A 22,130-nucleotide genomic window follows, 5' to 3' on the forward strand; every position below is an offset into this window, starting at 1 on the left:
CCAGAGACGGCTGTGATTGAGCCGAGAAGCCTCGGCGTACTGGATCGCCCGCCTTCGCGGGCGATGACAGTTGTGCAAGTGGCGCGAGAGTGTCGTGCCTTACAGCTGCCCCAGCAGCGTATCGCCGCCGGAGACCTCGACCTTGCCGGGCATCGCCTCGAGGTTCAGCTTCTTGACCACGCCGTCCTCGACCAGCATCGAATAGCGCTTGGAGCGGATGCCGAGGCCGTTGGCGGAGGCGTCCAGCTCCATGCCGATCGCCTTGGTGAAATCGGCATTGCCGTCGGCGAGGAAGATGGCCTCGTCGCGCTGGTCGGTGTCGCGCTTCCAGGCGTTCATGACGAAGGCGTCGTTGACGGAGACGATGGCGATGGTGTCGACGCCCTTGTCCTTCATGGCGTAGGCGTTGAGGAAGATGCTCGGCAGATGCATCTTGTGGCAGGTGCCGGTATAGGCGCCGGGCACCGCGAACAGCGCCACCTTCTTGCCCTTGAAGATATCGTCGGTGGTCTTCACCTGCGGACCTTCCGCCGTCATCACGCGGAATTTCGCCTCGGGCAGCTTGTCGCCAGTCTGGATCGCCATCATCAGTCTCCCTGAATATCGGTCCCGCTTTTTAGACCGTGGCGCCGGCCTGCACAATATTGCCGGCGGCGGAAGCGGCGAAGGCAGCGGCCGTTCACCGTGATGTCATCAGCCCGTAAAACCGCCGCCGTCGAGGAAGGCCTGCTCTTCCTCAGTCGTGTCACGGCCGAGCAGGCGATTGCGGTGGGGAAAGCGGCCGAACCGTCGGATGATGTCGGCGTGCTCGCGAGCGTATTTCAGGTTCACGGCATTGTCGGTGTTTTGAAACAGCGCAACGCAATGCAGCTGGTCAGCCAGGTGCTCGGAATGCATGAAGGGCAGATAGAGGAATTCGAGCAGGATGGGATCGACCCTGCGATCTGTGCCGCTTTCGATGGCGCGGCGGGCAACATCGCGCGCCTGCGCGTCGCTGGCAAAAGCCTCCGGCGTGTCGCGGAACATGTTGCGGGGGAACTGATCGAGCACGATGACGAGCGCGAGCGCGCCGTCGTCGCTCGTCTCCCATGATGCAAGCTCGCCGGCGGCCGCCTTCTGCCACAGGGCGAGAAAGCGGCGCCTGACCTCTGCGTCGAAAGCGTCGTCGCGCTTGTACCAGCACTCGCGGCCGGCCTCGCGCCAGAAGGCGAGAATGTCCGATGGCGTGATGTCGCCGACTTCCAGCATGAATGGAAAGCGGCCTTACGCCGCCGCCGCCTTCTTCTCGTCGCGAAGCTGCCGGCGCAGGATCTTGCCGACATTGGTCTTCGGCAGGTCGTTGCGGAATTCGATGTGCTTGGGCACCTTGTAGCCGGTGAGCTGCTCCTGGCAGAACTTGATCACGGCTTCCGCCGTGAGGTTGGGGTCCTTCTTGACCACGAAGGCCTTCACCGCCTCGCCCGATTTGGAATCGGGGATGCCGATCACGGCGCATTCGAGCACGCCGGGATGGCTCGCGATCACTTCCTCGATCTCGTTGGGATAAACGTTGAAGCCCGAGACCAGGATCATGTCCTTCTTGCGGTCGACGATCTTGGTGTAGCCCTTCTCGTCCATCACGCCGATGTCGCCGGTGCGGAAATATCCGTCAGCGGTCATCACCTTCGCGGTCTCCTCCGGCCTGTTCCAGTAGCCGGACATGACCTGCGGGCCCTTGGCGCAGATCTCGCCCGCCTGGCCGAGCGGCACCTCGTTGCCGTCGTCGTCGCGGATCGAGATCCAGGTCGAAGGCACGGGGATGCCGATCGTACCCGTGAACTCCGTTGCCGTCGCGGGATTGCAGGTCAGCGTCGGCGAGGTCTCCGACAGGCCGTAACCTTCGGCGATGAAGCAGCCGGTGATCGCTTTCCATTGATCGGCCACGGAGCGCTGCACCGCCATGCCGCCGCCGTTCGAGATCTTCAGCTTGGAGAAGTCGAGCTTCTTGAAGTCGGGATGATGCATCAGGCCGTTGTAGAGCGTGTTCACGGCGGGGAAGCTGTTGACCTGGTATTTCGCCAGCTCCTTGACGAAGCCGGCGATGTCGCGCGGATTGGGGATCAACAGATTGCAGCCGCCGGCGCGCACCGCGAGCAGGTAGCAGGCCGTCAGTGCGAAGATGTGATAGAGCGGCAGCGCACAGACGATCATGAGCTGATCGACATGCGGCGGCGCGGCGAGCGCCGGCTGGAGCCAGGCGTCGTTCTGCAAGACGTTGGCGACGATGTTGCGGTGGAGCAGGGTGGCGCCCTTGGAGACGCCGGTGGTGCCGCCGGTATATTGCAGGAAGGCGACGTCGCCCGGCGAGAGCTTTGGCTTGTTGAAGGTCATGCCGCGGCCGGCGGAGAGCGCGTCGTTGAACGGCACCGCGCCCGGCAGCGACCATGCCGGTACCATCTTCTTGACGCGACGGACGACGAGATTGACGATCACGCCCTTGAAGCCGAGCAGGTCGCCCATGCTGGCGACGATGACGTGCTTCACCGGCGTCTTCGCGATCACCTGCTCGACCGTGTGGGCGAAATTCTCCAGCACGATGATGGCCTCGGCGCCGGAATCCTTGAGCTGGTGTTCGAGCTCGCGCGGGGTATAGAGCGGATTGACGTTGACCACCGCGAAACCGGCGCGCAGCACGGCAGCGGTCGCGACCGGATATTGCAGCACGTTCGGCATCATGATGGCGACACGAGCGCCGCGCTGCAGCCCGCGGCCCTGCAAATAGGCGGCGAGCGCGACCGACATCTGGTCGAGGTCGCGATAGCTGATCGACTTGTCCATGCAAATGAACGCCTTGCGGTCGGCGAACTTGGTGAAGCTCTCCTCCAGCAGGTCGACCAGCGAGGCGTATTGCGTCGGCTCGATATCGGCGGGCACGCCGGGCGGATATTGCTTGAGCCAGATGCGCTCCATGGAAACTCCCCTCATCTAACTGAGCCCGTTGTGTCTCGGGCTTGCCTCATTGCCGCCAGTATCGAGCCTGCCGGAACGGGTGGCAAGCCGTCGAGGCTTAGGGCAAAGGTCCGGGAGTAGCTACTGGAATCATCACAGACCGCGCTGCCGCAGGTGCGAAGTGCGGGCGCGGTCCAGCCTGAGGGGCCGTTAACTGTTGTTGGCCGGCTTGGTGGCGGCGGGCTTGGTCGCGGCCTTGGGCTTGGCGGGCTTGGGAGCCTGATCGCCGGTTGCCGCCGGTTTCTCGGCGGGTTTTGCCGCCGCATCGTGCTTGGCCGCGGCATGCTTGGTCCCGGCCGGCTTGGCTGCGGTCTTGGTATCGCTCTTGGTGTCGGTCTTGGCGTCAGGCTTGGCAGCCGGCTTCGCTGCCGCCGTCTTGGATTCCTTGCCCGCGTCCTTATTCCCGTCCTTCGGCTTGTCGGCGGCGTCAGGCTTCTTGGCGACGCGCGACTTCTTGCCACGCGGCTTTGCCACCGTCTGTTGGTCGGCATCGGCCGCGACCGCCGCGATCAGGGCCGGGCCGGTGCGGGTCGGGCCGGTATAGACCAGCACGGGCTCGGCAGCGGCCGGAGCAGAGGCCATCAGCTCGGAGGCCTTCATCAGCGGCGGCTGCAGGCCGGCCGTGAAGAAGGTGACCTGGGCTTCGCCGCCGGTGGCCGAGGCCGATCCGGTCGTGCTGCCATTGGCCGCGATCAGCGCATCGTCATCGTCGCTGGCCGGACGCTTGCGGTTGGGCCCGCACATCTCGTCGCGCAAGTTCGGCGGCGAGGCGTCGACCGGCACGAGATTGTCGACGGTGCCGAGCGAGGGTCGCAGCCATGTCAGATTGTCCTGGCTGAAGCCGCGCTCGAGCAGCTGCGCCGCCTTCACCGCGCGCGCGGTGCCGGAATTGGCGCCCAGCACCACCGCGATCAGCCGGCGGCCGTTGCGCGTGGCCGATGCCACGAGATTGTAGCCGGAGGCGCAGATGAAGCCGGTCTTGAAGCCGTCGGCGCCGGGATAGCGGCCGATCAGCTTGTTGAAATTGCCGGTGATGCGCTTGCCGAAGCGGATCGCCGGGATGTGCACGAAGTACTCGTATTCCGGCAGGTCGCGCAGGAACGCGCGCGCCAGGATTCCGAGATCACGCGCGGACGTGATCTGGCCGTCGGCGGGCAGGCCGTTCGGATTGACGTAGCTCGTCTGCGTCATGCCGAGCTTCTTCGCGGTGTCGTTCATCATCGCGGAGAAGCCGTCGATCGAGCCGCCGACGCCTTCGGCAAGCACCACGGCCATGTCGTTCGCCGACTTGACCATCATCATCTTCAGCGCGTTGTCGACGGTGAGCTGCGTTCCCGGACGGAAGCCCATCTTCGATGGCGACTGCGAGGCTGCCGTCGGCGACACCGTGAGCAGCGTGTCGAGCGTGAGCCTGCCGTCCTTGACCGCCTTCAGCGTCACATAGGCGGTCATGATCTTGGTGACGGAGGCGGGGTACCAGGGGATGGTCGCATTATCGGCCTGCAACACCTTGCCGCTGTCGGCTTCGATCAGCAGCAGCGCTTCGGCGCGCGCTGCGCCCGGCGCGAGCAATGCGGCGCATGCGAGGCCCGCAGCGAACAGGTTGAACAGCGATTTGCGAAGCAGCGGGCGAAGGGCGTGCACTATCCGATTCCGGTCCTTGGAGACCCGCCGATTCCCTGCGGTTCTCGTGATCTGATGGTCGGTTTTGAAATCCAGCGCCGCCGCTTGCGGCGTCGCAAACCTATACCGGCTGATGCGTCGAGAATAGGGGGATCGGTGCGGTATTCCGCAATGAAATAGGCCGAATTTCGACGGGCCTATGGGGACTTGCTACTGGGATTTGACCGGAGTCGCGGCAGTCTCGGCCGCCGTCACGCTGGCCCGTGCGTTTTCCTGGACCATGAACTGGGCCCTGGCGAGCTCGGCGAAATGGCCGCCTTTGGCCACGAGTTCATCGAAAGTTCCGCTTTCGGTCACCTGGCCGTTCTCGAACACCAGGATCCGCGTGGCGTTGCGGATGGTGGAGAGGCGGTGCGCGATCACGAACGTGGTCCTGCCCTTCATCACTTCGTCGAGAGCGGCATTCACCTTGGCCTCGGTGACGGCGTCGAGCGCGCTGGTCGCCTCGTCCAAGATCAGGATCGGCGGATCCTTCAGCAGCGCGCGGGCGATCGACAGCCGTTGCCGCTCGCCGCCGGAGAGCATGCGGCCGCGTTCGCCGGCGTTGGTCTCGAAGCCCCCGCTGCGCTCGATGAACTCGAGCGCCTGCGCGCGCGCGGCCGCCTTGCGCATCTCGTCCTCGGTCGCATCCGGCTTGCCGACCTGCAGATTCTCCGCGATCGAGCGGTTGAACAGCAGCGCCTCCTGGAACACCACGCCGATGTTCCGCCGCAGCGACGTCAGCGTGATCCCGCGCACGTCCATGCCGTCGATCCTGATGAAGCCGGACTGCGGGTCGAAGGCGCGGTGCAAAAGCGCGATCGCGGTCGACTTGCCGGCGCCGGTCGGACCGACCAGCGCGATGGTCTGGCCGGGCAGCGCCGTGAACGAGAGGTCCTCGACCGCAGGGCGCTTGCCGTCATAGGAGAAGGTGACGTCGTGGAACTCGACGAGGCCGGACAACCTGCCGGCATCGATCGCGTCGGGCCTGTCGTGCACTGCGGGCACGGCGTCGAGCACGTTGAAGAATTCGCGCAGCCGCGGCGCTTCCATGAACACGTTGTTGATGAAGCTCACGACCTGCTCGAGCCTCTGAATCAGCATCGTCGCGAAGCTCACGAACATCACGATCTCGCCGACGGATGTCAGCCCCTGGTCGTGCAGCGCGATACCGACGGTGAAGATCGTGAGCACGGTGATGGTGGTCGAGGCGCGCGTGATGACGGTGACGAGCGCCCACCATGACAGCACCGGCATCTGCGCGGCCAGCAGCTCGTCGGCGACGGAGCGCAGCCCCTTGACCTCGGATTCGACGCGGACGAAGCTCTGCACCAGCGCGACGTTGCCGAGCGCATCGGAGGCGCGCGCAGAGAGCTCGCTGTAGTGCTCCTCGACCTCCATCTGCATGCCGAAGGTCTTGCGCACCACGAAGGTCGTCAGCGCGGTGAAGACGATGCAGAGCACGAACAGCAGGATCGCGAGCCGCCAGTTGAGGTAGAGCGACAGCGGCAGCAGCACCACGACCGAGAGGATCGCGGCAAAATGCTCGCGGAAGAAGCCGAGCCATAGCCGCCACAGCGCGTCGGTGCCGTTGAGCATCACCTTCATCAGCCGGCCCGAATGGGTGCCGGAGTGGAAGGTCAGCGGCAGTTGCAGGATGTGCTCGAAATAATCGGTCAGCACCGCCTGGCGCTGGCGGTGCGAGAGCCGATCGGCCTGCAAGGCCACAAGCGCGCTGCATGCGATGGTGAACAGCCCGAAGGCGACCCAGGCGGCCAGGAATGGCCAGGCCGAGTTCGAGCCGGCTACGGTCTTGCCCGAGAGCACGTCGACGATCCGGCCGAACAGCACGGGCTCGGCGAATTGCGAGCCCGCCAGCAGCAGATTGGCGACCGCGAGCAGCCAGCCCAGCCGCGCCTCCTTGCCGAGCAGCTCGAGAACACGGGTGTAGAGACGGAGGATGGACATGCGGGCGAGGAACTCGGCGACGACGGAGCCCGTATTCTAAGCAGGGATCGTACGCGAGATACAGCGGAAGCTTTCGGTTTTGTTCAGTTGATCAGCCGCCCCGCCAGCGGCGGCAGGAATTGGTCGTCGAAGATCTCGGTCGCTGTCGGTCGTTTGCGGAATTTGAAGTCCTGCGCGACCTGGCCGATCGAGCGATCGAGCCGCGCCGGGTCGATGCCGCCGAGGCCGTTGCGCCTGACCTCGTCGGTCAGGATGTTGTCGGCGAGGGCGGTGCGCAGGCGCTCCAGCTCCAGGTTGCGGTCGCCGTCCTCGATGCGGCTCGCGGCCTCCTCCGCCGCGCGCCCCGGCTCCATGACGGTCGCGTTGATGCCCGCGATCAAGGCGCGGACGAAGCCCTTGACGGCGTCTGGCTTTGCTGCGGCGAAGGCGGGATTGACCACCACGGCAAAGCCGTAGGCTTCGCAGCCGTAATCCGCATAGCGCAGGACGACGAGATCGGCTTCGGGCACGCCGCGGTCGCGCAGGTTCACCGCCGACAGATAGCTGAAGCCGGCGACTGCATCGACCTGGCCCGCGGAGAGGATCGGCTCGCGCACCGCCGCGCTGATCTTGTGAAATTTGACGTGCGATGCATTGATGCCGTTCTGCTGCACCAGCGCCGGCCACAGCCGCATCGACAGGTCGCTGTCGGCAACGCCGACGGTCTTGCCGTCGAGATCGGACAGAAGGTGGATGCCGCGGCTCCTGCGCGCGACGATCGCGTAGGGTGCGCGGTTGAACAGCACGAACACTGCCTTGACCGGCGCGGCCTGCTCCTTGTCGCGAAAGCGGATCAATTCGTTGATGTCGACCAGCGCGAGCTCGCTGTCGCCCTTGGCGACACGCGCGAGCGCTTCCGACGATCCGGCTGCGGTGTTGAAGGACACGCTGAGATGCTCGGCGCCGAACCTGCCGTCCTTTGCGGCCAGGAAGAACGGCGCCATGCTCGCATCCAATGGCCGGTCGAAGGTGAAGTGAATCGCAACGGATGGGGCGGCGGTTTCGGCCACGCTGACATCGCGTGCAATCAGTGTCGCAAGCGAGATCACGAGAGCCAGCAGACAACGAAGGACGATCGTCTTGAATTCCGACATCGGGTGCGCCGGTCCCGCATTGTTATGGTTTCGTGACGCTCGCAGCGCCGGCTGGCGGTCAGTCTGTCCGCGCCAACATGAACGGCGGATGAGCGGAGGTTGCGTCACGATTACGCAACCCCGTTCAGCTTGTGTTGGGGTTGGGGAACCCAACATGGGATGCGGGTGTTTGAGAGACACGAGCCTGTCTATAGACACCATTCGAGGTCCCAAGGAGGGTCCACATGTTTGACAGTTTTTCGAAATTTGCCGGCCGCAAGGCCGTTCTTGCCACCGCCGCGGTGCTGGCACTGACCGCAATTGCCCCGACCGCGTCATACGCCGGCGGCCGCCACTGGCATGGCGGTGGAGGCGGCGCGGCCGCAGCTGCGGCTTTCGCAGCCATCGGCACCGGCCTCGCCATCGCCGCAAGCCGTGACGCCTACGCCTATGACTACGGTCCGGGCTACGGCTATTATGGCGGACCTGCCTATTACAGCGGTCCTGCTTATGGGCCCTATTATGGTCCGGGCCCGAATTACCAGTATCAGCGCTATGGCGGTACGGCTCCGTCCGAGTACTGCGGCCAGGGCTACTACACCAACTGCTACTAGCTCCGGCTACCAAAGGTTGACTACAACGGGCCGTCGCGCTTGCCGCGCCGGCCTGTTTTTCGCTTTTATTGTCGCGCGTTAACGCGCTCGCCATGGGTTTAGAGTAGTTTTGGGTACCATGAGTGATTCGCTTGAGCGGCTATATCTGGCTGTGCTCGCGGCCAGAGATCTTGATCCGGCAACATCGCGCACGGCCCGGCTGTTTCAGCGCGGGCCTTCCAAAATGGCGAAGAAACTGGCCGAAGAGGCCATCGAAGTCGTGATCGACGCGGTCAACGGCGATAGCGAGGCCGTGATCCGGGAGAGCGCCGACCTGCTCTACAATCTCACCGTGCTGTGGGCCTCGGCCGGGGTCCGTCCCGAGGACGTCTGGCGGGAGATGACGCGGCGTGAAGATATGCTCGGCATCGCCGAGAAGCTGCCGAAATCGCGGATGAAGCTGCCCAAGGTCGCGTCACCGCGCATTGCCTCAAGGCGGCCAATTGTCGCGCTCGAGGGCCGTGCCGCGCGCAAGCGCCACTAGAAACGTCATAATTCGCCTCAATCTCGGCATGGACAAATCCGTCCCATGGTGCTTCATCGCGGCGCCATGCTGAAACGTATCTACGACTGGTGCATCGACGCCGCCCACAAGCCCTACGCGCTCTGGATCATGGGAGCCGTGGCCTTCGCAGAAAGCTCGTTCTTTCCGGTGCCGCCGGACGTGATGCTGATCCCGATGTCGCTGGCGCGCCCGCAGCGCGCCTGGGTCTATGCGGCGATCTGCACCGTGACCTCGGTGGTCGGCGGCATGGTTGGCTACGCCATCGGAGCGCTGCTGTTCGATTCGGTCGGCCAGTGGCTGATCCAGGTCTACGGCCTCGGCGACAAGGTCGATGCCTTCCGCGCCTCCTATGCGGAATGGGGTGCGATCATCATCCTGCTGAAGGGGCTGACGCCGATCCCCTACAAGCTCGTCACCATCACCTCAGGCTTTGCCGGCTACAATATTCTTCTGTTCATCCTGTGCTCGATCGTTGCGCGGGGCGGACGCTTCTTCGTCGTCGCGATCCTGCTCAACCGCTATGGCGACTGGATCCGGGTCAGGATCGAGAAGCATCTCGGCCTCTGGGTGGCGATCGGCGCCGCCGTGCTGGTGCTCGGCTTCGTGGTGGCGATCAAGCTGATCTAGCGTTTGCGCGAGGACCATGCTCGCTCAATAACCTCGCGGCGCTTTGCCGCCGCGCCGGCATCGGCTACGCTTGCCGTCATGATGGTTCGATCCGGCAAACCGGCCATGCGGTTCGGGACGCTGATGTCAGCAGTGCTGCTCCTGGTTTTCGCCGGCAGGACGGCATGGCCGCAAGCCGCGCCGCCCGTGCTCGGCTTCCAGGAGCAGGGGACGCAGGCCGCGCCGCCGCCGCCGACACCCGCTCCTTCCGCGCCGCCGGCGCGCGAGGAAAATCCCGGGCTGATCAACGAAATGGGCAAGCTGTTCGACAAGCTGCCGGCGATCAAAAGCCCGAGCGAGACCATGAACGATTTGTCGCGGCTGGCGAAGCCGTCCACCATGGTCTCGGGGCGCGTGGCCTGTCCGGCCTCCGCGAACGGCGCGCCCGACTGCAAGCAGGCCGCCGACCAGCTCTGCCAGAGCAAGGGCTATCGCGAAGGCAAGAGCCTGAACGCCGACTCCGCCGAGAAATGCTCGGCCAAGGTCCTGATACCGGGCCGGCAACGCAAGCCGGACGATTGCCGCACCGACACTTTCGTGACCAGCGCGCTGTGCCAGAACTGACGTGATGGCCTGCGCGCATGCAACAAGGAGCGCCCATGAGCCGTACGGAGCAGGACTTCCTCGGACAGCGTGAGATCGCCGACGACATCTATTACGGCGTCCAGACCATCCGCGGGAAGGAGAACTTCCACATCACCGGCATTCCGATGAGCCAGGAGCCTTACTTCGTGAAGGCGCTTGGTTACGTGAAGAAAGCGGCCGCTATGGCCAACCGCGATCTCGGCGCGATCGACGCCAAGGTCGCGGACGCGATCATTCTGGGCTGTGACCGCGTCATTGCCGGCGACATGATGGATCAGTTCGTCACCGACTTCATTCAGGGCGGTGCCGGCACATCGACCAACATGAACGCCAACGAGGTGATCGCCAACCTCGCGCTGGAATCGCTCGGCTTTGCGAAGGGCGATTACCAGCACGTCAGCCCCAACGATCACGTCAATTACGGCCAGTCCACCAACGACACCTATCCGACCGCCTTTCGCCTGGCGCTGATCCTGCGGCTCGAGAGCTACATGACGGCGCTGCGCCAGCTCCAGGAAGCTTTCTTCGCCAAGGGCCGCGAGTTCGACCGTGTGCTGAAAATGGGCCGCACGCATCTTCAGGACGCGGTGCCGATGTCGCTCGGCGCGGAATTCCGGGGATGGGGCACCACGATCGGCGAGGAGGTGGATCGCATCTCGGAGGCCCGTGCGCTGCTGCGCGAGATCAATCTCGGCGCTACCGCGATCGGCACCTCCGTGACCGCGGCCGTCGGCTATCCCAAGCTCGCGGTCCGGCATCTGAGCGCGCTGACCGGCGTCGAGTTCGTTCTCGCCGGCGATCTCGTCGAGGCGACCTCCGACACCGGTGCCTATGTGCAGCTCTCGGGCATCCTCAAGCGCACCGCCAGCAAGTTGACGAAGATCTGTAACGACATCCGCCTGCTCGCCTCCGGCCCGCGTGCCGGCTTCAACGAGATCAACTTGCCGCAGCTTCAGCCGGGCTCCTCGATCATGCCCGGCAAGGTGAATCCCGTCATTCCTGAGGTGGTGAACCAGACCAGCTTCCTCGTCATCGGTCTCGACACCACGGTGACGCTGGCCGCCAGCGCCGGCCAGCTCCAGCTCAACGTGATGGAGCCGGTGATCTCGTTCGCGCTGTTCTTCTCGATCCGCACCATGGAGCGCGCGGTCAACAGCCTGCGCGAGCATTGCGTCGTCGGCATCACCGCCAACGAGGAGCACACCCGCAACATGGTGCTGAACTCGCTCGGGATCGTCACGGTGCTGAAGCCGCTGCTCGGCTACAAGCAATGCGCCGAGATCGCGCGCGAGGGCTACAAGAGCGGCAAGTCGCTGCACCAGATCGTGGTGGTCGAGCGCAAGCTGCTGACGCAGGAGAAGTGGGACGAGATGTTCTCGTTCGAGCGGCTGATCAACCCGGATTTGATCGGGTGAAGTCATCGCGTCGACTTCCGGTGCGCATGGGAGATCGATGCTTTTCCTGCACGTCATTGCGAGGAGCCCTTGCGACGAAGCAATCCAGAATCCTTCCGCGGAGAGAGTCTGGATTGCTTCGCTGCGCTCGTAATGACGAAGAAGACGGTTAGATTGTACGGGTAAGAATTCCGCGCGTTGGAATTGCGGTAGCCGCATCCGCCGCGGCGTCACAACGCAATACTTGACAGTGGAAAGATTGCCTTGTTGGTATGATCACAGCCTTCGTTTGACCGCCAAGAGAGGACCGTTCCGCAATGTCCATGCCTGCTTTATTCAAGGGGCGCCTTTCGATCCCCGTGATCGGTTCGCCGCTCTTCATCATCTCGGTGCCCGATCTCGTGATCGCGCAGTGCAAGGCGGGTGTGGTCGGCTCGTTTCCGGCGCTGAACGCGCGGCCGCCGGAATTGCTCGACGAATGGCTGGCGCGGATCACCGAGGAGCTCGCGGCCCATGACCGCGCGCATCCCGATAAGCCGTCGGCGCCGTTCGCGGTCAACCAGATCGTGCACAAGTCGAACAACCGGCTCGATCACGACATGCAGCTTTGCGCCAAGTACAAGGTGCCGATGATCATCTCCTCGCTCGGGGCACGCGAGGAGCTGAACCAGGCCGTGCACGGCTGGGGGGGCATCGTCTTCCATGACGTGATCAACCAGAAGTTCGCCCACAAGGCGATCGAGAAGGGCGCCGACGGCCTGATCCTGGTCGCCGCCGGCGCCGGCGGCCATGCCGGCACCATCTCGCCGCTCGCCTTCGTCGCCGAGACGCGGAAGTGGTTCGACGGCCCGATCGCGCTGTCGGGTGCGATCGGCAACGGCAAGGCGATCCGCGCCGCGCGCATTCTCGGCGCCGACTTCGCCTATATCGGCTCGGCCTTCATCGCGACCAAGGAGGCTAACGCGGTCGAGAAGTACAAGGAGATGATCGCCGGCTCGAGCGCCGACGACATCGTCTATTCCAACCTCTTCACCGGCGTGCACGGCAATTATCTGAAGCCCTCGATCCTCGCCGCCGGCATGGATCCGGAAAACCTGCCGACCTCCGATCCCTCCAAGATGAACTTCGGCACCGACGCCTCCGGCGAGCGCGCCAAGCCGAAGGCCTGGAAGGAGATCTGGGGCTCGGGCCAGGGCATCGGCAGCGTCGAGGGCATCCTGCCCGCCGCCGACCTGATCGCGCGCTTCAAGAAGGAATACGACGAAGCGATCGATCCGCCGTTGTAGTTCTCGTGTTCCGGACGCGGTGCAATGCGTAGCATTGCTCCGCAGAGCCGGGACCCATCGCCGCACACCGCATGGACCCCGGATCAGCAGCGCACCGCTACGCGCTGCGCAGCGTCCGGGGAACGTCAACTGAGACTGATTGAAACGATGCCCCCCATCTACCGCGTCGACGGCAACAGCGTCGTCACCAGCCCGGACGCCGCGGGGCCGTGGGACCGCCGCATGCAGCACGGCTCGGCGCCGGCGTCGCTGGTGACGTGGGCAGCCGAACGCATTCCGACGCCTGTTCCGATGGAGATCGCGCGGGTCACGATCGATCTGATGCGTCCGGTGCCGGTGGCGCCACTGACGATCGCGACCGAGGTCTTGCGTGAGGGCCGCAAGATCCAGCTCTGCGAAATCAAGCTGCTCGCCGACGGCGTGCAGGTGGTCGGTGCCACCGTGCTCAAGATCAGGCGCCAGGCGCTGAGCCTGCCCGACGACGTCAAGGAGCTGCCGGTTACGCTGCCTTCGCCCGAGGACTCGCTGGTCGAAGATGGTCACGCCGCCACCAGTCCGTTCGTGCGCTCGGTCTCGATGCGTGCCGCGCGCGGTCGCTTCGGCCAGGCCGGTGCCGGCGCGATCTGGTTTCGCGTCGATCATCCCTTGATTGCAGGCGAGGCGATCTCGCAGGCGATGCGCGCCGTGGTCGCCGCCGACTTCTCCAACGGCACCGCCTCGACGCTCGACTTCCGCGCCTGGACCTACATCAACGCCGATCTCACCGTGAGCTTTGCGCGGCAGCCGGTGGGCGAGTGGATCCTGCTCGACGGCGACTCCTGGATCGGCCCCGACGGCGCGGGGCTGGCAATGTCGCGGCTGGCTGATCGGCAAGGCTATTTCGGCCGGGCGGTGCAGAGCCTGGTGATCGAGAAAAGGTAGGGCGGCCTTCGTGCCCCGGACGCCGTGCAACGCGAAGCATTGCGCGGCCGCGCCGAGGCCCATGTCTCGGCCGGGGCATGCAGCAGTGGGTCCCGGCTCTGCGCCGCATCACTTGCGTGCTGCGCCGCGTCCGGGACACGAGAGCTGCACTCACCCCACCATCCGGTCGCGCCCGCTCCAGAAGCCCGCGCGCAGCACCTTCTTGTCGACCTTGCCGACGCCGGTCATCGGCAGCTGCTTGACGAACTGGATCTGCTTGGGCGCGTGCGCCGAGCCCTTTCGTATCTTCACCAGGTTGATCAGCTCGTCCGGATCGGGCCTTGCGCCCTCGCGCGGCACGACGATGGCGGTGACGGCCTCGCCCCATTTCTCGTCGGGAACGCCGACGACAGCCACCATGGCGACGTCGGCATGCTGCGACAGCACGTCCTCGACCTCGCGCGGGAAGATGTTGAAGCCGCCGGAGACGATCATGTCCTTCTTGCGGTCGAGGATGAACATGTAGCCGCGCTCGTCCTTGCGCGCGATGTCGCCGGTGTGGACCCAGCCGTTCTTCAGCGTCTCGGCGGTGATGTCGGGCCGCTTCCAGTACTCCGCCATCACGTGCGGCGCGCGCACGCAGATCTCGCCGGGCTCCCCCGTCTTCACCTCCTGGTCGTCGTCGTCGAGGATCTTGACCTCGCAGGCCGCGATCGGGAAGCCGCAGGACAGGAATAGCTCCGGTGTCTTGGGATCGTGATCCGCCTTGCGCAGCACCGAGACGGGATAGCATTCGGTCTGTCCGTAAAGCTGCGAGAAAACCGGCCCGATGCGCTCGATGCCCTCGGCCAGCCGGCTCGGCGACATCGCGGAGGCGCCATAGAGCACCAGCTCGAGCGAGGACAGGTCGGTCCTGCCGAGCGCGGGATGATCGAGCAGCACATAGATCATGGTCGGCACGAGCAGCGTGAAATTGATGCGCTCGCGCGCGATCGTCGCCAGCATCGCCTCGGGGTCGAAACTCTTGAGCATGTGCACGGTGCCGCCGCGCATCAAGGTCGGCAGCACCTTCGTGCCGGCGACATGGCTGATCGGCGCGACCGTGAGATAGCGCGCGGCCTCGGGGATCTCGAAGTCGGCGAGGATCGCGGCGGCGGCCCCGGCATTCTCGCGGTGATAGCGCAGCGCGCCCTTGGATTTACCGGTCGTGCCGCCGGTGTAGTTCAGCGTGGCGAGATCGTCGGGGCCGGCGAGGCACTGCGCGCTGGCGTGTCCCGCAGTCTCGATCGCCGCCAGCAGATCGACGCCATAGCTGGCTGGTCCCATGGTGAAGACCGCCTTGAGCCGGCCGGCCCTCGCGGCGAGTTCGCCGCCACGATCGCGGAAGGCGGCCACGTCGACCACCAGCATCTCTGCGTCGGAATCCTCGAGTTGAAACAGCTGGTCCTCCAGCGATCCCAAAGGATGCAGCCAGGTGATGCAGAGCCGCGACAACTGCGCCGCGACGCCGGCGCACCAGGTGTCGGCGCGGTTGGCGGTGAGGAAGGCGACGCGCGCGCCGGGCTGCAATCCAAGCCGCATGAACACGCCCTGGATGCGTCCGATCAGGTCGATGGTGCCATGATAGCTCAGCGATCCCTCAGGCCAGGCGAAAGCGGTGCGGCCGGGATAGCGCGACAGCGCCCGTAGCGTCTGCGCACAAGCCGGGGACGATGCGTGGAGCGGATCGGACATATGTTTCCTCGTTGCTTTGTCATCGGCTTCTGGCGTGCCAATGTTGCTGACGACGCTAGCACAGCGAATGCGGGATGGAACGACAAAGCCCGCGCAGGGCGGCAGGAATGACAGGGAGATTGGCGTGCCATCAGACCGACTGCAGCGCTTCCGCGATCGTCTTGATCTGCCGCTGATCGCGGCGCCGATGTTTCTGGTGTCGGGCGTCGAGCTCGTGGTCGCGGCCTGCCGCAACGGCGTGATCGGCAGCTTCCCAACCGCGAATTGCCGTAGCGCCGAACAGCTCGACGAATGGCTCACCGCGATCGAAACCCGGTTGCGGCAGCACGAAGAGCAAACCGGACGCAAGGCGGCGCCGCTTTGTCCGAACCTGATCGTGCACCACTCCAACGCGCGGCTGGAGCAGGATCTCGCCGTGCTGCTGCGGCACAGGCCGGAGATCGTCATCACCTCGGTCGGCTCGCCCGCGCCTGTAGCGAAGCCGCTGCATGACGCCGGCGCGTTGGTGCTGGCGGATGTCGCCTCGATCCGCCATGCCGAACGCGCGGCGGAAGCCGGTGCGGATGGGCTGGTGCTGCTGACCGCGGGCGCCGGCGGCCAGACCGGCTGGCTCAATCCGTTCGCCTTCGTCCGCGCGGTGCGTGCATTCTACGACGGCATCATCGTGCTCGCCGGCGGCATCAGCGACGGCCGCGCGCTGCATGCCGCCGAAGTGCTCGGCTGCGATCTCGCCTACATGGGCACGAAGTTCATTGCGACGCGCGAGAGCATGGCGGATGATCGTTACAAGCGGATGCTGGTCGAGAGCAGCGCCGACGACGTCCTGCTCACCACCGCCTTCACGGGACTGCAGACCAGCATGCTGAGGCCGTCGATCGTGGCCGCGGGTCTCGATCCCGACGACCTGCCGGCGCGCGGGGCGATCGACATCGCCAAGGACATCGACGTCGCCGCGCGCGCGAGCCGGCCGAAACGCTGGCGCGACATCTGGAGCGGTGGGCACTCGACATCGGGGGTGACGGACGTGCTCACTGTCGACGATCTCGTTGCGCGGACGGTTACCGAATATCGCGAGGCGGGCGGACAGTAGAGCCCGGCCATGACGCTGGGAGACGCCCCGCTCACGGTTAATCCCGCGCTCTTCCGCCCCGCTCACTTAACGGCAGATTAACCATCGCCCGCCAAGAATCCCTTCAAGGCCGCCAATCAGGACCGAGAGGGACAGGCGATGGACTTCAACTATCTCAACGGCAAAACAGCCGCGACGTTGGACGAAATCCGCGTTCGCGTGGCCCACGCGCTGGCCCGACACCCGCTGTGCCGCAACGTGCGCTTCGACATCGTCAGCGTCGCTCGCACCCGCCGCGGCGGCAATTGGACGGTGACGCTGCAATCGGTCGAGCCGCGCGCGGTCTGGGAGGCCTCCGAGATCGTGGCCGACATCCAGGATGCCTACGAACTTGCGGCAGCTGCCTGATTTCGTTGAACATTTCAGGCGATGTCGCCGCAGTCCGCGCGATTGCCGCCGCAATTGCACGGTTAAGCCTTAATTATCGCCCAGTTTCCGGGCAGTGATCACGTGGACTTGAAAGTTGGGCGCGGAGAGACGTTTGTCCAAAGCCATCACCATCGTCGCGCTGACCTGTTTCCTCGTCCTCGGCGCTGCGACGACCGCCATTCTCGGCCGTGACAGCGTGCCCAGTGTCAGCGCGGAGATGATCACGCAGGCGCCTCCGGCCAAGCCGCTCGCCACCAATCGCGCCGCCAAGGCCGACCGTCTGGTTCCGACGCTGGCGCTGGCCTCGGCCGCAATCGAGCCGGTGCAGGTCGCCGCCGACAAGCTCGCCCAGACGCCTGTGCTGACCGAGCCGCTGCGCCAGGCCTTTGCCGCCGCCACGCCTTCCGATTTCCCGATGCCGAAGGCAAGTTCGCACGAGGCGCCCGCCGCAGCGGAGGTCCCCGCCGTCGAAGTCCCGGCCAAGCCGAAGGTGGTGGCCAAGCCGCAGCCGCAGAAATCCTATGCGCTGCTGTCCGACGCACAGATCGCGGGTATCAGGGATCGCCTGAAACTCTCGTCGTCGCAGGAATATTATTGGCCCTCGGTCGAGACGGCGCTCCGCAACGTCGTCCGCAAGATCTCGGCAAACAAGCTCTCCAATCCGAACGCGCCGGGCGTGCCGATCGATCCGAATTGCGACGAGGTTCAGCAGTTGAAGTCGGCGGCGATGCCGCTGCTGTTCCAGCTGCGTGACGACCAGAAAGAGGAAGTGCGCAAGCTCGCCCGCATCATCGGGCTGGAGAAGGTCGCGCAGCAGATCTGACAGTTCCTTTGGGAACTGCTGCGGCATCAGGAACATCCGGCAATCAACGTGCGTTGCTCGCCCCAAAGAGGGAGTGGATCAATGCGCGCCTCGACCGCCTATTTCGTCGGTGCCGGAACCATTGTCGCGGCCATCGCCATTGGTCTCGGCGGCGGCATCCTCGCCGGCAACATCATGAATCCGATCGCGCCCAAGCAGGGATCGGACGCCAGCAAGCGCGCCGATGCCGTTGCCACAGCGGCGGCGATGAACGCACCATCCGAGCGCGTGAATTATCTCACCGGTTCGCAGGCTTTTGGCGCGATCATTGCCGCACCGGCGCAGGCCGAGGCAAAGTCTGAACCCGCCAAGCCCGATACGCAGACCACTCAAGCGACCGCTGAACCGCCAGTACCGCGGCCGTCGCAAGCAGCCGCGGTCGAGCCGTCCAAGGAACAGTCCAAGCCGGCATCAGCCGCGCCCAGGCCTGCGGAGCAGCAGGCAGCGACAGAGCCGGCCGCTTCGCCGGACAACGCCTATGCCAAGGCGCGGGATTCCGACGTGAAGCGCGCCGCGTCCGAACGGCGCCGGATGGAGCGCCGCGAACGCTGGGCCGCGCGCCGCCACTATTACGAGACCCGCGAGATGCGCGGCCCGCGCGACCGCACCGATTGGGACGACGTCGCGCGCAACATCCGCGAAGATTCCGATGCCCGCGATATCGCAAGCCGCCCACGCAGCGGCTTCCCGCAGATCAGGCTGTTCGGGCCTGACGACGACTAAAGCAAGATCCGCAAAACAGAGTCCGGGCTCGCTCGGCTGGAGCGCTCCCGGACTTGAGGGCCGGCTCAGCCGCCGTGCGATTCCACGACCTTGCGGCAGGAGTCGGAGAGCTTGGTCTTGTTCTGGCGCAGGCAGGCATTCATCTCCGGCGGCTTGCCGATATGTTCGGCGCAGAATTTGCTGGCATCGCCGCGGCAGGCCATCTGCTCCTGCGGCGTCGGACCGGATTGCGCAGCGGCGGACACGGCGGTGGCGGCGAGCAGCAGCGCGGCAAGAACCGAAATCTTCATAAAGCACCTCTTTGGGATTGTCGTTGGTCCCGCCTGGGATCAAGCGGGGCGGACGATCTCGCGAAGTCCGGGCGCCGGTCCATGCCATGTTCATGGCACCGGGTGCGCCCTCTCGGGCTTGGCACCCCCATCTTCATGGCATGTATCCGTGCTCGGTCTTTTGCCATTCAGGCTGCACCTCGGCTGCGAAACCCGGTGATTGCACCGGGACGCCGGACGGGAAGCAGGAGAGCAAGATGTCGAAAAGAGCGGGAGCGCTGAGCGCCGGGCTGACGATCATGGCGCTGGCGGGTGCGGCGATGGTGTCGCTGGGCACGAGCCCGGCGCAGGCCGTGGTCTATTGCAAGACGGTCGGCGTGCCCAAGGGCTGCGTGGTGCGGCCGACTGCGGCCGTGGTGGTCGCGCCGGGAGCTCCGGTTGCGCGGGCCGCGGTCGCGACACCCGGTGTCGGCGCGCCCGGTGTCGGCGTGCGCGCCGGTACGCCGATGAACCGCGGCGGCCCGGTCAATCGCGTCGGCGTGCGCTGATATTCCATTCGATTGATTTGATTGCATTGCTTCGGGCCAACAGAGCCCCTGCGGACGAACACCCCCCGTCCTCCGCAGAGGACCCGGCCCGTCCCCTCTCTCCGTGCGCCCCACACGTTCGGGGAGGGGGCTTTTCAGCCCGCAGCCGCATCGCTGTCGGGAAAACGCTGCGGCAATTGCAGCCGCACGCGCGTGCCTGAGGCATCCGAGCTCAGATCGAGCACCGCGCCGCAGCGGGCGGCGCGGCTCCTCATGTTGCGCAAGCCCCGCGCGGTCTGGCCGGCGCTCGCGCCATTGCCGGCGAGCGCAAAGCCCTTGCCGTCGTCCGTCACGCTGATCACGCCATACGGCCCGTGATCGTCGTCGAGCGTCTCGATGCTGACCGCGATGTGGCGCGCCTCTGCGTGCTTGACGGCGTTGGTCACGGCCTCGTCGAGGATGCGCACGATCTGGATAACGTGCCAAGGCCGCAATTCGGGATGCAGCGGCAGGCCCTGCGGCGTCGCCACGCGCCAGTCGAGCGCGATGTCGTGCGGCCGCAATTGCGCCGTCGCGCGCTCGCGCCAAGAGCCGAGCGCGAGCATCAGGTCGCCGCCGATGTCGTCCATGGAATCGATGACGAGGCGCAGATCTTTCAGTGCTGCGCGAGCGGCCTCCGTGATGGTCGCGCCCTCATGGCCGCGCTCGGAGAGCGCGACGATGCTGACGAGCTGGCCGCCGAGGCCGTCATGCAGGTCCCGCATCAGCCGCGTGCGCTCATTGGCGAGCGCAGCGGCGCGGGCGCGCGCCTCCTCGCGGGCAAAGCTTGCCTTCAGCCGTTCCTCGGCCTCGCCGACCCGTGCAACGAGCTGGCCGGCAAAGCTGTCGACCTGGTTCAGCGCGCGGGCGAAGCGCCAGGTCAGCCCGGCGCCGATCGCGACCAGCATCGCCGAATAGGACAGGCGCGAAACGAAGATGCGATCGTTGGTCGCGATCTCCAACACCGTGAGCATGTCCTGGACCCAGCAGACCAACACGATGGTCACGGCGCAGCCGATCGTGAAGCTTGCCGCGTCCTGCCGCCGGACCACTGCGGCTGCGGTCACGCAGGCCATCAGGAACAAGCACAGTCCGACCGTGGGAATGCCGAGCACCAGAAAGAGAATGCGTGGCAGCGGCGGGCCCCCGATCAGCCCGACCACGAACACGACGAGGCCTGGCACGAACAGCAGCGTGCCATACCGCGGCCAGCGCCAACCGAAGAACAGCATGCCGAACACGACGATCAGCGCGCTCTCGATCGGTGCGGATGCCAGCAGCACGGCGGCGAGCCGCGACGTCGTGGCCGGCGGCACCGGCGGCGGCACGAACGCCTGCACCACGCCGAGCACCATCGCCACCGCCAGCACGCCGTAAACCGGCTCGTGACGCCGCATCAGCCACATGATCGCAAGGATGACCGCGAGGATCGATTGCCAGGCGGAGAACACGACGGGCAGCGTGACGAACAGCAGCGTGCGCGTCTCATAGGCGGGACGCAAGCCGGCGTCCGGCCCGACATAGACGGTGTCGAGAAAGCCCTTCAGCGGCCCCCAGACGAACAGCCGCACCGTGAGATCGTTGGCGCCGTCGCGCAGCAGCGAGGACGGAATCGCCGCGATCTGCGGCGTGTTGCGGTCCGGCCGGTTGGCATTGGCGTCACGCCGGGAATCCAGCACCACGACGCCGTTGACTGCGACCTCTACCGCGTTGCTGAAGCGCGGCAGATACACCGACCATCCCGATCCCGCATCGCCCGGCCAGAATGTGAAGGCGGCGGTGTAGAGCGGCGGGTCGGCCAGCGAATAGCGCGATGCGGTGAAGTGCGGCAGCCTCACCGCGCGCATCGTGCCGTCCTCGCGCGCCGAAAAATCGCTCACGGCGAAGTCTTCGGGATCGCCGGGTTGCAGCAGCCGGAGCCCAAGCACGGTGACGATGACGATCAGGGCCTGGAGCAGTAGATAAGGCACGAGGCGCGACACAATCAGCCGGCGCCGCGGGCGCGTGAGTATCTTCGCCGCGATCTCGCTCACAGCTTGATCAGGCCCTGCTGCACGGCTTCGAACACGGCCTCGCTGCGGGTGTGCACCTCGAGCTTGCGATAGATGTTCTTGATGTGGCCGGGCACGGTCTGCCTGGACAGGCCGAGATGGCTCGCGATCTCGGCATAGCTGAAGCCTTTGGCGATGCCCCAGAGGATGTCGATCTCCCGCGGGGTCAGCTTGGCCGTGTTGAGCGCGGGGCCGGGCGAGGGCTCCGCCGAACTCTGCGTTCGCCGCACGATGAAGCGGGCGATCGAGGCCGAGATCGGCGAATGGCCGGCGACCAGATCGCGTACAGTGGTGGCGATATCGGTCGGGAAGGCATCCTTCAGGAGATAGCCTGTCGCACCCACGGTGATCGCCGAGATCACGCTTTCCTCGTCGCCGAGCGCCGATATCACCATGATCTCGGTCTCGGGAAAGCGCTGCCGGGTTTCGCGAATCAGCTCGATGCCGTGGCCGTCGGGCAGCCTGAGATCGGTGAGCAGCACGCGAGGCGTCCCCTCGCCGAGCGCAGACCGGGCTTCTCCGAGCGTGCCGGCGCTACGCACCTCGTAACCGGCCTTGACCAGCGCGTCCTGCAGCCGCCAGCAGGTCGGCGCGTCGTCCTCGACGAGGAGGATGGTGATGGCCTCACCCGTCTCGCCCTGTTCGCTCATGTTCATCGTCCCGCGACCCGCGTGTCTCCCGCGGCGCGAGGCAAGTCTAACCGCAGTG

Annotated in this window: 22 protein-coding genes; 12 read left to right on the forward strand and 10 right to left on the reverse strand. The window is 65.6% G+C overall.

Annotated features, from left to right (window positions below):
- Positions 1-99: 99 nt before the first annotated feature.
- The 6 genes from XH85_RS06055 to XH85_RS06080 form a co-directional block, all read right to left on the reverse strand.
- A complete protein-coding gene (locus XH85_RS06055; protein ID WP_091895200.1) occupies positions 100-585 on the reverse strand; it encodes a peroxiredoxin in 486 nt (161 codons plus the stop codon).
- 108 nt (positions 586-693) lie between these two features.
- Entirely contained in the window at positions 694-1,248 is a 555-nt protein-coding gene (locus tag XH85_RS06060; protein ID WP_128931155.1) for a DUF924 family protein, read from the reverse strand.
- Between the two features lie 15 nt (positions 1,249-1,263).
- Positions 1,264-2,949 (reverse strand): long-chain fatty acid--CoA ligase, encoded by a 1,686-nt coding sequence (locus XH85_RS06065; protein WP_128931156.1) that lies wholly within the window; start codon positions 2,947-2,949, stop codon positions 1,264-1,266.
- A 189-nt stretch (positions 2,950-3,138) separates the two neighbouring features.
- Positions 3,139-4,632: a D-alanyl-D-alanine carboxypeptidase family protein gene (locus tag XH85_RS06070; protein WP_128931157.1), complete on the reverse strand. Its 1,494-nt coding sequence runs from the start codon at positions 4,630-4,632 to the stop codon at positions 3,139-3,141.
- A 189-nt stretch (positions 4,633-4,821) separates the two neighbouring features.
- Entirely contained in the window at positions 4,822-6,618 is a 1,797-nt protein-coding gene (locus XH85_RS06075) for a glucan ABC transporter ATP-binding protein/ permease (protein ID WP_128931158.1), read from the reverse strand.
- Between the two features lie 83 nt (positions 6,619-6,701).
- The gene (locus XH85_RS06080) at positions 6,702-7,751 is read right to left on the reverse strand and encodes an ABC transporter substrate-binding protein (protein ID WP_164940110.1); all 1,050 of its coding nucleotides are present in this window, start codon (positions 7,749-7,751) and stop codon (positions 6,702-6,704) included.
- 224 nt (positions 7,752-7,975) lie between these two features.
- Here XH85_RS06080 and XH85_RS06085 point away from each other — a divergent pair, with 224 nt between their 5' ends.
- The 7 genes from XH85_RS06085 to XH85_RS06115 all read left to right on the forward strand — a co-directional run bounded on the left by XH85_RS06085 (position 7,976) and on the right by XH85_RS06115 (position 13,740).
- Complete coding sequence (locus XH85_RS06085) at positions 7,976-8,344, forward strand: hypothetical protein (protein ID WP_128931160.1); 369 nt, start codon at positions 7,976-7,978, stop codon at positions 8,342-8,344.
- Positions 8,345-8,462: 118 nt separating this feature from the next.
- Positions 8,463-8,867: a phosphoribosyl-ATP diphosphatase gene (gene hisE, locus XH85_RS06090; RefSeq protein ID WP_091895100.1), complete on the forward strand. Its 405-nt coding sequence runs from the start codon at positions 8,463-8,465 to the stop codon at positions 8,865-8,867.
- A gap of 45 nt (positions 8,868-8,912) precedes the next feature.
- Positions 8,913-9,515 (forward strand): YqaA family protein, encoded by a 603-nt coding sequence (locus XH85_RS06095; protein WP_176945964.1) that lies wholly within the window; start codon positions 8,913-8,915, stop codon positions 9,513-9,515.
- A gap of 78 nt (positions 9,516-9,593) precedes the next feature.
- Complete coding sequence (locus tag XH85_RS06100) at positions 9,594-10,118, forward strand: hypothetical protein (protein ID WP_128931161.1); 525 nt, start codon at positions 9,594-9,596, stop codon at positions 10,116-10,118.
- 35 nt (positions 10,119-10,153) lie between these two features.
- Positions 10,154-11,554 (forward strand): aspartate ammonia-lyase, encoded by a 1,401-nt coding sequence (locus XH85_RS06105; protein WP_128931162.1) that lies wholly within the window; start codon positions 10,154-10,156, stop codon positions 11,552-11,554.
- A gap of 296 nt (positions 11,555-11,850) precedes the next feature.
- Positions 11,851-12,819: an NAD(P)H-dependent flavin oxidoreductase gene (locus XH85_RS06110; protein ID WP_128931163.1), complete on the forward strand. Its 969-nt coding sequence runs from the start codon at positions 11,851-11,853 to the stop codon at positions 12,817-12,819.
- 147 nt (positions 12,820-12,966) lie between these two features.
- Positions 12,967-13,740 (forward strand): thioesterase family protein, encoded by a 774-nt coding sequence (locus XH85_RS06115; protein WP_128931164.1) that lies wholly within the window; start codon positions 12,967-12,969, stop codon positions 13,738-13,740.
- Positions 13,741-13,890: 150 nt separating this feature from the next.
- Here XH85_RS06115 and XH85_RS06120 read toward each other — a convergent pair whose 3' ends face one another.
- Positions 13,891-15,453, reverse strand: a complete 1,563-nt coding sequence (locus XH85_RS06120; RefSeq protein ID WP_128931165.1) for an AMP-binding protein — start codon at positions 15,451-15,453, stop codon at positions 13,891-13,893.
- Between the two features lie 124 nt (positions 15,454-15,577).
- Here XH85_RS06120 and XH85_RS06125 point away from each other — a divergent pair, with 124 nt between their 5' ends.
- The 4 genes from XH85_RS06125 to XH85_RS06140 all read left to right on the forward strand — a co-directional run bounded on the left by XH85_RS06125 (position 15,578) and on the right by XH85_RS06140 (position 18,536).
- Positions 15,578-16,543 carry an NAD(P)H-dependent flavin oxidoreductase gene (locus XH85_RS06125; RefSeq protein WP_128931166.1) on the forward strand — a complete coding sequence of 322 codons (966 nt, stop codon included), beginning with the start codon at positions 15,578-15,580 and terminating at the stop codon, positions 16,541-16,543.
- Between the two features lie 138 nt (positions 16,544-16,681).
- Positions 16,682-16,930: a hypothetical protein gene (locus tag XH85_RS06130; RefSeq protein ID WP_128931167.1), complete on the forward strand. Its 249-nt coding sequence runs from the start codon at positions 16,682-16,684 to the stop codon at positions 16,928-16,930.
- Between the two features lie 133 nt (positions 16,931-17,063).
- Entirely contained in the window at positions 17,064-17,774 is a 711-nt protein-coding gene (locus XH85_RS06135; protein WP_164935137.1) for a hypothetical protein, read from the forward strand.
- A gap of 81 nt (positions 17,775-17,855) precedes the next feature.
- Positions 17,856-18,536, forward strand: a complete 681-nt coding sequence (locus XH85_RS06140; protein WP_128931168.1) for a hypothetical protein — start codon at positions 17,856-17,858, stop codon at positions 18,534-18,536.
- 65 nt (positions 18,537-18,601) lie between these two features.
- On the opposite strand, the gene XH85_RS06145 is transcribed toward XH85_RS06140, so the two are convergent.
- Positions 18,602-18,826: a hypothetical protein gene (locus XH85_RS06145; RefSeq protein WP_128931169.1), complete on the reverse strand. Its 225-nt coding sequence runs from the start codon at positions 18,824-18,826 to the stop codon at positions 18,602-18,604.
- Between the two features lie 236 nt (positions 18,827-19,062).
- On the opposite strand from XH85_RS06145, the gene XH85_RS06150 reads away from it, so the two are divergent.
- Positions 19,063-19,353: a hypothetical protein gene (locus tag XH85_RS06150; protein WP_060737488.1), complete on the forward strand. Its 291-nt coding sequence runs from the start codon at positions 19,063-19,065 to the stop codon at positions 19,351-19,353.
- Positions 19,354-19,487: 134 nt separating this feature from the next.
- On the opposite strand, the gene XH85_RS06155 is transcribed toward XH85_RS06150, so the two are convergent.
- Both XH85_RS06155 and XH85_RS06160 read right to left on the reverse strand, forming a co-directional pair.
- Positions 19,488-21,404, reverse strand: coding sequence for a sensor histidine kinase (locus tag XH85_RS06155; protein WP_128931170.1), 1,917 nt, complete (start codon positions 21,402-21,404; stop codon positions 19,488-19,490).
- The gene (locus tag XH85_RS06160) at positions 21,401-22,072 is read right to left on the reverse strand and encodes a response regulator (protein WP_164935136.1); all 672 of its coding nucleotides are present in this window, start codon (positions 22,070-22,072) and stop codon (positions 21,401-21,403) included. The genes XH85_RS06155 and XH85_RS06160 overlap by 4 nt, the downstream gene beginning before the upstream one ends.
- Between the last annotated feature and the right edge of the window lie 58 nt (positions 22,073-22,130).

It is taken from the genome of Bradyrhizobium zhanjiangense (genome assembly GCF_004114935.1).
Classification (GTDB): Bacteria; Pseudomonadota; Alphaproteobacteria; order Rhizobiales; family Xanthobacteraceae; genus Bradyrhizobium; species Bradyrhizobium zhanjiangense.

Bases quoted from the DNA above. Each gene is read 5' to 3' on its own strand.
- XH85_RS06060 (WP_128931155.1), bottom strand. From the start codon at position 1,248: ATGCTGGAAGTCGGCGACATCACGCCATCGGACATTCTCGCCTTCTGG.
- XH85_RS06085 (WP_128931160.1), top strand. From the start codon at position 7,976: ATGTTTGACAGTTTTTCGAAATTTGCCGGCCGCAAGGCCGTTCTTGCC.
- XH85_RS06080 (WP_164940110.1), bottom strand. From the start codon at position 7,751: ATGTCGGAATTCAAGACGATCGTCCTTCGTTGTCTGCTGGCTCTCGTG.
- XH85_RS06065 (WP_128931156.1), bottom strand. From the start codon at position 2,949: ATGGAGCGCATCTGGCTCAAGCAATATCCGCCCGGCGTGCCCGCCGAT.
- XH85_RS06095 (WP_176945964.1), top strand. From the start codon at position 8,913: ATGGTGCTTCATCGCGGCGCCATGCTGAAACGTATCTACGACTGGTGC.
- XH85_RS06110 (WP_128931163.1), top strand. From the start codon at position 11,851: ATGTCCATGCCTGCTTTATTCAAGGGGCGCCTTTCGATCCCCGTGATC.
- XH85_RS06055 (WP_091895200.1), bottom strand. From the start codon at position 585: ATGGCGATCCAGACTGGCGACAAGCTGCCCGAGGCGAAATTCCGCGTG.
- hisE (WP_091895100.1), top strand. From the start codon at position 8,463: ATGAGTGATTCGCTTGAGCGGCTATATCTGGCTGTGCTCGCGGCCAGA.
- XH85_RS06100 (WP_128931161.1), top strand. From the start codon at position 9,594: ATGATGGTTCGATCCGGCAAACCGGCCATGCGGTTCGGGACGCTGATG.
- XH85_RS06150 (WP_060737488.1), top strand. From the start codon at position 19,063: ATGTCGAAAAGAGCGGGAGCGCTGAGCGCCGGGCTGACGATCATGGCG.
- XH85_RS06075 (WP_128931158.1), bottom strand. From the start codon at position 6,618: ATGTCCATCCTCCGTCTCTACACCCGTGTTCTCGAGCTGCTCGGCAAG.
- XH85_RS06160 (WP_164935136.1), bottom strand. From the start codon at position 22,072: ATGAGCGAACAGGGCGAGACGGGTGAGGCCATCACCATCCTCCTCGTC.
- XH85_RS06145 (WP_128931169.1), bottom strand. From the start codon at position 18,826: ATGAAGATTTCGGTTCTTGCCGCGCTGCTGCTCGCCGCCACCGCCGTG.
- XH85_RS06140 (WP_128931168.1), top strand. From the start codon at position 17,856: ATGCGCGCCTCGACCGCCTATTTCGTCGGTGCCGGAACCATTGTCGCG.
- XH85_RS06115 (WP_128931164.1), top strand. From the start codon at position 12,967: ATGCCCCCCATCTACCGCGTCGACGGCAACAGCGTCGTCACCAGCCCG.
- XH85_RS06130 (WP_128931167.1), top strand. From the start codon at position 16,682: ATGGACTTCAACTATCTCAACGGCAAAACAGCCGCGACGTTGGACGAA.
- XH85_RS06120 (WP_128931165.1), bottom strand. From the start codon at position 15,453: ATGTCCGATCCGCTCCACGCATCGTCCCCGGCTTGTGCGCAGACGCTA.
- XH85_RS06105 (WP_128931162.1), top strand. From the start codon at position 10,154: ATGAGCCGTACGGAGCAGGACTTCCTCGGACAGCGTGAGATCGCCGAC.